We start from the raw sequence: 8,757 nt of genomic DNA on the forward strand, positions 1-8,757 counted from the left end.
AAACCGGGCCGAGCGCGTCGCGGATCCGCATCGCGAGAGTGCCCTTGGGGAACGACGCCCGAACCATCCGCGCGGTCAACTCCGGCACCCCACGGTCATCCCACGCTTCCAGCGACACCTCACGACCCTTCCCACCCGACGAATCCGACAATCATGCCAACAGGTGAATCCGAGTGGTTTGGCTATTCCCCAACGGAGTCCTGAAGGGCGGAGCACTGGCCCGCAACCCGGGTAGCCGGGCCGGCGAGATAACGGTCAGGAAGCGAACCAACAGCCCATGCCGCAGCGCCAACACCACCAGACCCAGCAACATGTCGGTGCCGAGGACCCTGCCGAGCGAGTGGGTCAGCGTCGCCTCCACCGGCAGCGGCAGGTAGTAAGGCAGGTCGGGAACCATGCTCCCGACCACCGACGGCACCAGCCACGCCGATCGCGTCAACGGCAATACGGCGGCGACATGACTACCGGTGAACGGCACCTCGCCTCCCTCGCTCGATGGATCCCAGGGGCAGCCAGACGCCCCTCGCCGGCCTTAGCGCAGCGCCGGAACCCACCCAATGTTGTGCCGCTTGGCCGGGCAGCATCAGAGCCGGTCAGGCACAGCGCAGCCGCAGAATCTGTAGCAGTGTGCCGTAGACACTCGGCTCCGGTATCTGCCGGCCGAAGAGCACTGGCATCGTCTGAGACTTGGAGCCGCCTTCCCTGGGCGATCGGAATGCGGCGAGGAACAGCTTGCCGTCGGCCACGTACGGTGCGCCAACCATCCGGGTCGAGGTAGATGATGCCGGCGGGGTCGAGCTTGCCGCAGGGTAGACCGGCCGGCAAATTTGCCCAGCGCAGTCCCACCGCTGTAGGGCTGCGAGCCGGCGGAATCACGTTGCACGAGGTGGCGATTGGGGCCGACCGGCCGGCTCGGCGCACAGGCATCTCTTTTCGCCCCGACTGCCAAACGCCGGACGGATGCCGGTTCGCTGATACGACACGAGAGCGGGCGGGCGTCGTCGGCACCCGCCCGCTCTCTCGTCGCACGGTCAGCGGAGCAGGAACGTCTGCGTCTGCGGGTTGAGCATCGGCAGGCGGCGGGCCCCGGCTGTCTGCGGGGTGCTGAGGCGCAGCACGTCGACGCCGCGCGAGATGTCGTTGGCGATGATCAGGCCGTTGTACCAGTAGGTGGACCACTGGTTGGACCGCATGTCGTAGTAGGCGATCTCCCTCGGATTCGCCGGATCGGTCAGGTCGACCACGGAGGTGCCCGAGCCGTACGCCGAGGAGACCAGGATGTTGCGCCCGGCCACCGGCACGTAGTTGAAGTTGTGGTACGTGCTCGGCTCGGCGCGTGGGATCCGCAGATGGCTCAGCGGCGCGGACGGGTTGTCGACGGCGTACGTCCAGATCGCTCCGAAGGGCTCCTGCGCCGCGCCGAAGTATTCGTCGCCGAAGGTCACGTGCTTTCCGTCGTGGGTGAACGCGGCACTGTGCCAGATGTCCACGTCAGGCGTGTCGACGTCGGCGGTGACCCGGGGAGCCAGCGGGTTGCTGATGTCCCACAGCTGCCCCTGCGACAGGCACGCCGCGGCGGCCAGGTCGCGGGGGGTGAGCACCTGAATGTCGTGGCAGGCGAAGAAGTCACCGGACGCCCCTGCGAAGAGGTCGACGCCCTTGACCGTCGGTTCGGCGGCCACCCTCGCGGCGAGGCCGGCGGCACGATCACCGCCCGGCACGTCGATCACCGAGATCCGCTCGAACGGCGCCTGACAGTCCGGCCCGATGTTGCTCGCGCTGAGCGGGTACGACGCGACATAGATGTAGGTGCCGCCGTCCTCCCTGGGTACCAGCGTGTGCGTGTGCGACCCGCAGTCCGTGCGGATCGCCTGGAGGAACTCCGGTGCCGTCGGGTCGCTGACGTCGAAGACGCGTACGCCCTCCCACGCGCCGGGCGTCGTCGCGGTGACGTTGCGCGATCCTTCACAGCCCGGCGTGCTCTGCGGCGTGTCCACCGAGAGGAACAGCAGATCGCCCCAGACGGAGACGTCGCCCTGCGGGCCGTTGCAGTGCACGTCGGCCAGTTCCACCGGTTCGCCCGGCTCGGAGATGTCGATGATCCGGAAACCGCCGTAGTGGCCGGCGAAGACGAGGTCGCCGGCGAAGGCCAGGTCGGAGTTGACGCCGCCGGTGTGGCTGGCGGTGGAGAGCAGGTGCATGTTCTGGCTGTAGCCGTCGGCCGGGCTGCTCGGCGGGGGCGGTGGGACGGACCCGTCGTCCCACGGCTCGTGCGCCTGCGCCGGAGATGCGATCACGGCGAGCAGGATCGCCGTGCCCGCGACGGCGAGTGATCGGATTCGGGAAGGTCTAAGCACGGCGCCCCCTCGCGTCGGACGTGTCGCCACCAGGGCGAGCACGCTGGTGAATGCCACAGTGTCAAATACCTGCAGCCGTCGCTAGCCCCTGCGGCGAAAATAAACCTGCACCGGCCCTGGTAATGCCGGAAAGAGCCAGAGGTCGTGGGAGGCAGAGATGTCGACGACGGCGACGAGCCCGCCAGCGACAACCACTGGACCGACGGTCGTGGCCGAGTCGGTGGTGGCGGTGCCGTCGGGCATGCGAAGGCGGACGCCGAACCTGGGCGCGCTGTCCACTGAGGCCATGGGGTTGCTCCGACCGGCTGGAGGAGCCGAGCGGCGGCCGTGCAGGCCCGAATGGCCGTGCGAACCGGACGTCCTCGGGATCGTCGATGAGCGCGGTGCAGCCCGCACCCCTCCCCCGCCCCCGTCGCCCTCCTGCGGACTGAATGCGGACCGCCAGAGCCACAAGGGCGGCAGAGGCGGGTCCTCCGCGAACACCCGCGCCGCCATCGGCGAAGTAGGAATGGGCCTCGCCGTGTACGGAGGGTGCGGACAGAGGGAGGACTCATGGGTGTGGTGACACGGGACGTGGACACCGCCACTGGGCAGACCGACGCCGAGATCATCAGTCGGATGCACGGGGATCCGGAGTTGTTCGGCGCCATTTTCGACCGCTACTACCCGGCAATCCATGGCTACGCGAACCGCCGGCTGGGCCGCGACCTGGCCGACGACATCGCGGCGGAGACGTTTCTGGTCGCGTTCGACCATTGGCGGCGGTACGACACCGCGCACCACAGCGCCCGGCCCTGGTTGTTCGGCATCGCGTCGAACCTGATCGCCGGCCACCAGCGGACCGAGGCGCGGCAGTACCGGGCATTGGCCCGGGCGGACCAGGTCGCCACGGCCGACCCGGACAGCCTCGACGGCCCGGCCGACCGGGTCGCCGTACGGCTGGACGCGCAGGCCGTGCGCGGACGGCTCGCGGCGGCGCTGGGGGAGATTGCGCCAGGAGACCGGGAGGTAGTGCTCCTGATCGCCTGGGCGGACCTGACCTGCGAGGAGGTTGCCCGTGCGCTGGAGGTACCCGCTGGCACCGTGCGGTCTCGGCTCCATCGGGCACGCAGAAGGTTACGGGCGGCGCTGGGTGGCGCCGACCCCACGGCAACCGGAGAGGATTCCCAGTGACCGACGACATCACCGCGCTGCGGGAGAGTTGGAGCGAGGTCGAGCCGCCGTCGCCGGATGCTCAGGCCCGGGCCCGGGCGGCGCTGCTGGCCCGGATCGCGGAACGCGAGGCCACCGTGCCGAACCGGCCGGAGCAGGTCGAGCCGCGCGGCTGGCGCCTGCCGGGTTGGGCGTGGCCGTCTGGCTTGGCCACTTTCGGGGCCGCGGCGCTGGTGGTTGGTGTGGTCGCGGTCGGCGGCCTTGGCCAGGGGACTCCGCCTGCGGGTCAGTCGGCACGCCAACCCCCGTACGTGGCGGGCGGGTCGATCGTCCAGACCTTCGAGTTGGCCGCCGTGCACGCCGAGACCGAGCCGTTCACGCCGCCGCGTCCCGATCAGTGGACCTACGTCGAGCTGAAGATCGTCCGCGGCAAGGTCGCCGAGGACAAGGGACAGGCCAGCAGCGAGACGACCCGGTCGTGGCAGCGCGCCGACGGCCGGCAGAGCGCCGTCATGGTTGACGGCAAGCTCGAGATCACCACGGAGGCTGCGGAGGTCCAGCATTCCCTGCCGCCCCAGGACTACCCGACGTTGGCCGGGCTGCCGACCGAGCCGCGGGCACTACTCGGCTGGCTGCGAGCCCAGATACCGTCCGGCAGGGGCGACAACGCCCGGGGCGATGCCTTGTCGTACGCGGTAATCGACTCGATGCTGCGAGACAACGTGCTTCCGCCCAGTGTGAAGGCGACGCTGCTACGGGTATTGGCCCTGATCCCCGGCGTCACCCAGTCCAAAGATCCGGTCGACTTCGACGGACGCCCGGCAGTCGCGGTCGGCATGGTCCAGGACGGGTGGCGGCACCACGACATCCTGCTCGACCCGACCACCCACGAGTTCCTCGGAAGTCGGACCGTCGTGGTGAAGGACCACACGACGCCTGAGGGGGTCAAGCTGAAGGAGGGTGACGTCGAGGTCGAGCTGATCCGGGTCACCGGCAAGATCGTGGACGCGCCGGGCCAGACCAACTGACAAGTCCGACGGGTCCTGGGTCAGCACCGGCATCAGCAGCACCTGCACCAGCTCCACCGCCGCATCGGGCGGTGTAACCGCCCGCGGAAATGGCATGGGGTGTTCCGGCAACTGGACCTGCAGCTAACGGGTCTACGTGACGCACACCGGCTTCATGGCGACTGGTACAGCGGCCACGGCTCCACCAGGTCCCTCAGCTGCTAATAACCCGCCAGCAAGATAGCGGCCCGAATGCACTGGTGCCCCCGGCACTTGCCGAGGGCACCAGTCAAGCCGAGGATTGGTCGCACATGAAGTTGACCGACCGCGCCGGTCGGGTTCTCGGGCGGCCTGTGACCAGGCGTGGGACGCGGATGGCGGCCAGGACCGGGATGAACTGCGGCATCACCCGGCGCTGTCCTCGACAGTGCCGCTCAACGAGCCCTCTTCCCCGCCCGTTTGCGGGGCGGTGTCAACAGGTCGGCTATCGCCGCGATCGCGGACGGCACCAGGCGGTAGTACGCCCAGACGCCGCGCTTCTCGCGCTCGAGCAGCCCGGCCTCGGTGAGGATCCGAAGGTGATGACTCACGGTCGGCTGGGAGAGATTGAGCGGCGCGGTGAGGTCAGTCACGGACGCCTCTCCCTCCGGAGCGGACTGGATCAGACTGAGCAGTCGCAGTCGGGCCGGATCGGCGAACGCCTTCAGCACTCCCGCGAGCCGCTCGGCATCGGCACGCTTGATCGGCTCGCCAGCCAGCGGCGAGATAGCAGGCATAGCAGTTTTCGCAGCTCCCACGCCCCTATCGTTCCACCAACACCATCGATAGGCCGGTAGAACCCGGGACCAGTACCCCGATAGCGCTCGCCAAGCCGGTTGCGACGGGAAGCTGGGGCCTGGGCGACGAGGTTACGAGCAGCGGCTGACCATGCGCCCGGCGGCTCGCATCTTGGTGCTCTCTCCGGGTTGTTCAGTCTGGCTCGTGTTGGTCCCGTTCGAGGTCCTCGGCGGTGCCGTGGAACTCGATCTTGCGCCAGGGATGGGCCGGGTCGGCCAGGTCGGTGACTCGGGGACCAACAGGCCTGGGTAGCGTGCCGGTCATGAGTGAGGACACCTTCCGCTCGGTGGAGATCGAGCGCACCAGCGTGGGGAAGTACGTCGTGCGGAACGTCCGCGGCGGATCGATGTCGATGGGCGCGGGTGAGGACGGCAGCTTCACGCCGGTGGAACTGCTTCTGGCGGCCATCGGCGGCTGCACCGCGATAGACGTGGACCACATCACCAGCCGCCGCGCCGAGCCGACCCGGTTCTCCGTCGAAGTCACCGGCGACAAGATCCGGGACGAGGCCGGGGGAAACCGGATGCAGAACCTCCGGGTCGAGTTCACCGTGACGTTCCCGGTGGGCGCGGAGGGCGACAGGGCGCGCGAGGCGCTGCCCCGGTCGCTGCAGCAGTCGCACGACCGACTCTGCACCGTCTCCCGTACCGTCGAACTTGGCACTCCCGTCTCGATCATCGAGGCTGCCGGTTCCACCGGGGACTGAGGACACGCCCAACATCATTTCGTTAGGAGCTCTTGAACGCGGGTCCCTCTACCGTGAGACGGGACGCTGCACCCGCTCCGAACCGCGAGAAGCAGAGCCGCGGGCACCGGGCCGATGCGTCAAGTGCGGTCCAGTGCCGCTGAGCGCAGCAGAAGGCCGTTCAGTGCACTCCACTGCTCCCCCTCGGCTCCCCGATCGGCCGGTGCCGCCCTTGGGCCCGCGCCGCCCGGTCGCGCCTTGTCATGCGGCCGGCTTCGCCTCGTCAGGCAGTGTGACGCCCCGCTGCCCAGCCGCTGCGGCGGCCCGGCGGACCGCGAGGGTTTCCCGCATCCGCCGCCGAGCCGCCCGGCATCGCTGCTCGTCGCGGAAGCTGCGGTGAGCTGGCCCAAAAATCATGTCCGACTCCTGAACGACACGGGGCGCGGTAGGCATCCGGATGGGTGAAGCGGTGAGGAAGCCATGTCCGGCTGTACGGAGATCACACTCGCGCGATTGCCGGAGCTGAGCCTCCGTCGACCCTCAGATGCAGTTGCTTGACGAAGCAAAGATAATCGTCGGCGACGTCAATGAACAAGTACCGCGCGTATGGCAGCAATCACAGAGGGTTGGCGACAACGACTGACGATTGACCACGACGGGCCGTCGGGGCGCGATCCGGTGCCCCGACGCACCCGCGCGCGCCTGCACGCGCACGGCGCCCGGCAGGAGCCGGCGCCGTGGCGTCAGTGCCGGGTCAGGGCAGGTCGATCGGGCGCAGCACCCGGTCGACGGCGTGCGCGATCTGCCGGTTGCCCTTGTTGATCTCGTACGCGACCACCCGCGCGTAGCGGTCGCTGGTGTCGGCGTCGACCAGGCGCACCTGGCGGAAGTGCCACCAGCGCTGCACGCTCACCTCGACGGTGCGCCCAGCGCGGTGGTCAACTCCGCGCCGTCCGCCATGAGCGCCGCGCGCCGGTCGATGGTCGCGCCCGGCACCACGTGGTAGAGCAGCACGTTCTCCACGGTGTCGATGCCGAGCCCGGCGACGGCGGTGAAGGCGGCCTGCTCACTGGGGAGCCGGTGGGCGTGAGTGAGGCCCCGGACCAGTTCCCGGAACGCGGCGTCGGTGGGAACGAACGCGGTCAGCGCGACGGTGCCGTCGGCGAGCACCTTCACCGGCGAGTTTGGCTTGGCCTCGAGGACGGCCAGTACGGCCGCGGTGAGCACGTCGAAGTCCCGGGAGTTGCGGTCGAAACCGCCGGTGTCCCGGGTGAGGACCTCGGCCAGGCTGCGGGTGCCCGGTTGCTTGCCGGCGGCCTGGGCGGCGGGCACCGCGACGGCGGAGGTGGCCAGCACGGTGGCCATGGTGCCCACGGCCACGCGGGCGGCGAGTCGTGCGATCTTCATCGGCGAACCCTTCATGGTGCGACCAGATCCGTGACTTGTCGTCACGACCATTGCTTCGCCCCGACTCCGGCCGGTGGATGCACCCCTGCTCAGCCGAGTTCGGCGACCACCTTCGCGGTGAGCTCGCGGACCACGTCGACCAGCAGGTCCACGTCGGCCTCGGTGGTGCGCCAGTTGACGATCGCCGGGCGCAGCGCCACCCGTCCGTCGTGGACGGTGGTGCCGGCGTACACCCGGCCGTCGGCGAGCAGGGCCGCGCCGAGCCGCCGGTTGACCTCGTCGAGCGCCTCCTCGGGTACGCCCGCCGGCGCGCCCGGAAGCAGACGATGCAGAGCGGCACCTCGGCGAGGCGTTGCAGCTCGGGCGTCTCGTCGACCCGGCGCGCCAGACGCTGGGCCAGGTCGAGGTGCCGTTCCACCATGGACCGGTAGCCGTCGCGCCCGTACGCGGCCAGGGTCGCCCAGATCGGCAGGGCCCGGGCCCGGCGGGAGGAGTCCGGGCCGAGCAGGGCGTAGTCCGCGCCCGCGCCGGGTGTCGGCAGGGCGCTGCCCTCCCCCGGCAGGTACGCCGCGCCGGGCATGCCGAACGCGACCGGTAGCCGGGACGGGTCCTTGAGGAAGGCGAAGCCGCTCTCGTACGGCACGTTGAGCCACTTGTGCCCGTCGCCGGCGATCGAGTCGCGCGTTCCATGCCGGCGATCAGCCCGGCGGTGCGCGGGGAGAGCGCGGCGAAGATCCCGAACGCGCCGTCGACGTGCAGCCAGGCGCCGTGCCGTTCGGCGATGTCGGCGAGGTCGGCCAGCGGGTCGAAGTCGCCGGTGTCCACCTCCCCGGCGCTGCCGATCACCACCGCCGGGGCGGCCAGTTCGGCGAGCCGCCGGTCGAGGGCGACGAGGTCGACCCGGCCCGCGCCGTCACGGGCGTGGATCTCGACGCTGTTGCGGCCGTGCCCGAGCAGTTGCAGCGCCTTGCGGTCGCTGGGGTGCAGGTAGCCGCCGGAGAGCACGGGCATCCGGGGCAGCCCGGCCAGCCCGTCCGCGGCGACGTCGACGCCGTGCCGCTCGCCCCACCAGTGGGTGGCGACGGCGAGCCCGGTGACGTTGGCGAAGGTGGCGCTGGTGACCAGCGCGCCGCCGTACGTCGTGGGCAGCCCGAACAGCTCCCGCAGCCAGGTCAGCGCGATCGTCTCGACCTCACTGGCGAGCCGCGAGGAGGCGCGGAAGGCGGCGTTCTGGTCGAGCAGGGCCGCCGTCCAGTCGGCGGCGAGAGCGGCCGGGGTCACCCCGCCGATGATGAAGTGGAAGAAGCGGGGG

General features: G+C 70.1%; 9 protein-coding genes and 1 pseudogene. 3 read left to right on the forward strand and 7 right to left on the reverse strand.

Going from position 1 to position 8,757, the window contains the following annotated elements; translation table 11 throughout:
• Positions 1-151: 151 nt before the first annotated feature.
• Both JNW89_RS19215 and JNW89_RS19220 read right to left on the reverse strand, forming a co-directional pair.
• Positions 152-478, reverse strand: a complete 327-nt coding sequence (locus JNW89_RS19215; RefSeq protein WP_238449953.1) for a DUF4184 family protein — start codon at positions 476-478, stop codon at positions 152-154.
• Between the two features lie 553 nt (positions 479-1,031).
• Positions 1,032-2,297, reverse strand: coding sequence for an LVIVD repeat-containing protein (locus JNW89_RS19220; protein WP_238449954.1), 1,266 nt, complete (start codon positions 2,295-2,297; stop codon positions 1,032-1,034).
• A 612-nt stretch (positions 2,298-2,909) separates the two neighbouring features.
• Between JNW89_RS19220 and JNW89_RS19225 the strand changes: the two genes are divergently transcribed.
• Together JNW89_RS19225 and JNW89_RS19230 are read left to right on the forward strand one after the other, a co-directional pair.
• Positions 2,910-3,530 (forward strand): RNA polymerase sigma factor, encoded by a 621-nt coding sequence (locus JNW89_RS19225; RefSeq protein ID WP_238449955.1) that lies wholly within the window; start codon positions 2,910-2,912, stop codon positions 3,528-3,530.
• Complete coding sequence (locus tag JNW89_RS19230; RefSeq protein WP_238449956.1) at positions 3,527-4,537, forward strand: CU044_5270 family protein; 1,011 nt, start codon at positions 3,527-3,529, stop codon at positions 4,535-4,537. Before JNW89_RS19225 ends, JNW89_RS19230 begins: the two co-directional genes overlap by 4 nt.
• A 413-nt stretch (positions 4,538-4,950) precedes the next feature.
• On the opposite strand, the gene JNW89_RS19235 is transcribed toward JNW89_RS19230, so the two are convergent.
• Both JNW89_RS19235 and JNW89_RS36810 read right to left on the reverse strand, forming a co-directional pair.
• Complete coding sequence (locus JNW89_RS19235) at positions 4,951-5,292, reverse strand: helix-turn-helix transcriptional regulator (protein WP_238449957.1); 342 nt, start codon at positions 5,290-5,292, stop codon at positions 4,951-4,953.
• A 193-nt stretch (positions 5,293-5,485) separates the two neighbouring features.
• Positions 5,486-5,617 carry a hypothetical protein gene (locus JNW89_RS36810; protein ID WP_255540989.1) on the reverse strand — a complete coding sequence of 44 codons (132 nt, stop codon included), beginning with the start codon at positions 5,615-5,617 and terminating at the stop codon, positions 5,486-5,488.
• On the opposite strand from JNW89_RS36810, the gene JNW89_RS19240 reads away from it, so the two are divergent.
• On the forward strand, positions 5,616-6,059 hold the full coding sequence (locus JNW89_RS19240; RefSeq protein WP_238449958.1) for an OsmC family protein: 444 nt from the start codon (positions 5,616-5,618) through the stop codon (positions 6,057-6,059). The two genes, JNW89_RS36810 and JNW89_RS19240, sit on opposite strands and share 2 nt — an antisense overlap.
• Positions 6,060-6,792: 733 nt before the next feature.
• Here the strand turns inward: JNW89_RS19240 and JNW89_RS19245 are convergent.
• The 3 genes and pseudogenes from JNW89_RS19245 to JNW89_RS19250 form a co-directional block, all read right to left on the reverse strand.
• A complete protein-coding gene (locus JNW89_RS19245) occupies positions 6,793-6,945 on the reverse strand; it encodes a hypothetical protein (RefSeq protein ID WP_238449959.1) in 153 nt (50 codons plus the stop codon).
• A gap of 2 nt (positions 6,946-6,947) precedes the next feature.
• Positions 6,948-7,208: a fasciclin domain-containing protein gene (locus tag JNW89_RS38890; RefSeq protein ID WP_375155118.1), complete on the reverse strand. Its 261-nt coding sequence runs from the start codon at positions 7,206-7,208 to the stop codon at positions 6,948-6,950.
• Positions 7,105-8,726: pseudogene (locus tag JNW89_RS19250) on the reverse strand (pyridoxal phosphate-dependent decarboxylase family protein). The gene JNW89_RS38890 and the pseudogene JNW89_RS19250 overlap by 104 nt, the downstream one beginning before the upstream one ends.
• Between the last annotated feature and the right edge of the window lie 31 nt (positions 8,727-8,757).

This window comes from Micromonospora sp. 4G55 (assembly GCF_016803375.1).

What these genes read in the sequence shown, in the direction of transcription:
- JNW89_RS19225 (WP_238449955.1), top strand. Translation starts at nt 2,910, where the DNA reads ATGGGTGTGGTGACACGGGACGTGGACACCGCCACTGGGCAGACCGAC.
- JNW89_RS19235 (WP_238449957.1), bottom strand. Translation starts at nt 5,292, where the DNA reads ATGCCTGCTATCTCGCCGCTGGCTGGCGAGCCGATCAAGCGTGCCGAT.
- JNW89_RS19240 (WP_238449958.1), top strand. Translation starts at nt 5,616, where the DNA reads ATGAGTGAGGACACCTTCCGCTCGGTGGAGATCGAGCGCACCAGCGTG.
- JNW89_RS36810 (WP_255540989.1), bottom strand. Translation starts at nt 5,617, where the DNA reads ATGACCGGCACGCTACCCAGGCCTGTTGGTCCCCGAGTCACCGACCTG.